This window comes from Flavobacterium sp. JAS (assembly GCF_020991455.1).
GTDB lineage: Bacteria > Bacteroidota > Bacteroidia > Flavobacteriales > Flavobacteriaceae > Flavobacterium.
Window position 1 is genome coordinate 1 of the sequence record NZ_JAJMOX010000030.1, and the last position, 3,146, is coordinate 3,146.

General features: G+C 49.0%; 2 rRNA genes. Both read right to left on the bottom strand.

Annotated elements, in window-relative coordinates:
- Window positions 1-4: 4 nt before the first annotated feature.
- Window positions 5-114, bottom strand: a 5S ribosomal RNA gene (gene rrf / locus LPB88_RS23560).
- 130 nt (window positions 115-244) lie between these two features.
- A 23S ribosomal RNA gene (locus tag LPB88_RS23565) occupies window positions 245-3,131 on the bottom strand.
- Between the last annotated feature and the right edge of the window lie 15 nt (window positions 3,132-3,146).

Sequence of the window (3,146 nt, forward strand, 5' to 3'; positions counted from 1 at the left end):
AAAAGAAAGGCGACGACATACTCTCCCACATAACTGCAGTACCATCTGCGCAGGCGGGCTTAACTACTCTGTTCGGGATGGGAAGAGGTGAGCCCCGCCGCAATAACCACCTTAAGGTCGTTTTGCAATGGGTAATCAATTATTGATTGATCAACATTACATAATATCTTAACATACTGAGATAAAGAAACATAAAAGTATTAGAAAGTTTCTTCCTCCCCGCCGGGGCGGGGAGGAAAAGGGTGTACATAAGCTTACGGATTATTAGTACTACTCGACTATGACATTACTGCCTTTACATCTATAGCCTATCAACGTGGTCATCTTCCACGATCCTTAAAAGAAATCTCATCTTGTGGTGGGTTTCGCGCTTATATGCTTTCAGCGCTTATCCCTTCCAAACGTAGCTACTCTGCGGTGCCCCTGGCGGGACAACAGATACACTAGAGGTTTGTCCAATTCGGTCCTCTCGTACTAGAATCAGATCCACTCAAATTTCTAACGCCCACAGTAGATAGAGACCGAACTGTCTCACGACGTTCTGAACCCAGCTCGCGTGCCACTTTAATGGGCGAACAGCCCAACCCTTGGGACCTTCTCCAGCCCCAGGATGTGACGAGCCGACATCGAGGTGCCAAACCCCCCCGTCGATATGAGCTCTTGGGGGAGATCAGCCTGTTATCCCCGGCGTACCTTTTATCCTTTGAGCGATGGCCCTTCCATGCGGAACCACCGGATCACTATGCTCTACTTTCGTACCTGATCGACCTGTATGTCTCTCAGTCAAGCTCCCTTATGCCATTGCACTCTACGCACGGTTACCAAGCGTACTGAGGGAACCTTTAGAAGCCTCCGTTACTCTTTTGGAGGCGACCACCCCAGTCAAACTACCCACCAAGCAATGTCCCCCGCAATCGCGGGGTTAGGCCTCAGATAAACAAAGGGTTGTATTTCAACAATGACTCCACAACGCCTGGCGACGCCACTTCACAGTCTCCAACCTATCCTACACATCATTTATCCAAGGTCAATACTAAGCTATAGTAAAGGTGCACAGGGTCTTTTCGTCCCACTGCGGGTAAACGGCATCTTCACCGTTACTACAATTTCACCGAGCTCATGGCTGAGACAGTGTCCAGATCGTTACACCATTCGTGCAGGTCGGAACTTACCCGACAAGGAATTTCGCTACCTTAGGACCGTTATAGTTACGGCCGCCGTTTACTGGGGCTTCAATTCAATGCTTCTCCGAAGATAACATCTCCTCTTAACCTTCCAGCACCGGGCAGGTGTCAGGCCCTATACTTCATCTTACGATTTTGCAGAGCCCTGTGTTTTTGATAAACAGTCGCCTGGACCTCTTCACTGCGGCCCTGTATTGCTACAGGGCGACCCTTCTCCCGAAGTTACGGGTCTATTTTGCCTAATTCCTTAGCCATGAATCTCTCGAGCACCTTAGGATTCTCTCCTCAACTACCTGTGTCGGTTTACGGTACTGGTACTAATTACCTGAAGTTTAGAGGTTTTTCTTGGAAGCCCTTAGGCGCACTATCTCTTTGTCCGAAGACTCCGAGTACTATCGTATTTCCCCAAGCCGCGTGGATTTGCCTGCGCAGCTTATAGGTAGGTACTTCAACGAACTATTCCGTCAGTTCGCGGCGCTTTCATCACTCCGTCACCCCATCACAGTAATTAGTAGTACGGGAATATTAACCCGTTAGCCATCGACTGTCCCTTTCGGGTTCGCCTTAGGACCAGACTAACCCACAGCTGATTAGCATAGCTGTGGAAACCTTAGTTTTTCGGTGTGCGGGTTTCTCGCCCGCATTATCGTTACTTATGCCTACATTTTCTTTTCTAACCAGTCCAGCATGCCTTACGACACACCTTCAACCCTGTTAGAATGCTCCCCTACCACTTACAGTAAACTGTAAATCCATAGCTTCGGTAATACGCTTATGCCCGATTATTATCCATGCTCGTCCGCTCGACTAGTGAGCTGTTACGCACTCTTTAAATGAATGGCTGCTTCCAAGCCAACATCCTAGCTGTCTGGGCAGACAAACCTCGTTCTTTCAACTTAGCGTATATTTGGGGACCTTAGCTGATGGTCTGGGTTCTTTCCCTCTCGGACTTGGACCTTAGCACCCAAGCCCTCACTGTTATGAAACATTATATAGCATTCGGAGTTTGTCAGGAATTGGTAGGCGGTGAAGCCCCCGCATCCAATCAGTAGCTCTACCTCTATATAACTTTATGCATAACGCTGCACCTAAATGCATTTCGGGGAGTACGAGCTATTTCCGAGTTTGATTGGCCTTTCACCCCTACCCACAGGTCATCCGAAGACTTTTCAACGTCAACCGGTTCGGACCTCCACACTGTGTTACCAGCGCTTCATCCTGCCCATGGGTAGATCACACGGTTTCGCGTCTAACACTACTGACTAAAGCGCCCTATTCAGACTCGCTTTCGCTACGGATCCGTGGCTTAACCACTTAACCTTGCCAGCAACGTTAACTCGTAGGCTCATTATGCAAAAGGCACGCCGTCACCCCACGAAAGGGCTCCGACCGCTTGTAAGCGTATGGTTTCAGGATCTATTTCACTCCGTTATTCACGGTTCTTTTCACCTTTCCCTCACGGTACTGGTTCACTATCGGTCTCTCAGGAGTATTTAGCCTTAGCGGATGGTCCCGCCAAATTCAGACAGGGTTTCACGTGCCCCGCCCTACTCAGGATACCACTATCTATTATACTCGTTACCCATACGGGGCTATCACCCTCTATGGCCCGACTTTCCAGTCAGTTCCGGTTCCTTGTACATAAAATATCGTGGTCCTACAACCCCAACATTGCCGTAACAACATTGGTTTGGGCTAATCCGCGTTCGCTCGCCACTACTTACGGAATCACTTTTGTTTTCTTCTCCTCCGCCTACTTAGATGTTTCAGTTCAGCGGGTTTGCCCACCTATCGGTGTACTATGTCTTCAACATAGTGGGTTGCCCCATTCAGGTATCTACGGATCAATCGGTGTGTGCCCGTCCCCGTAGCTTTTCGCAGCTTATCACGCCTTTCATCGCCTCTGAGAGCCTAGGCATCCCCCATACGCCCTTATTTTGCTTATTGTACCAATCTTAAAAT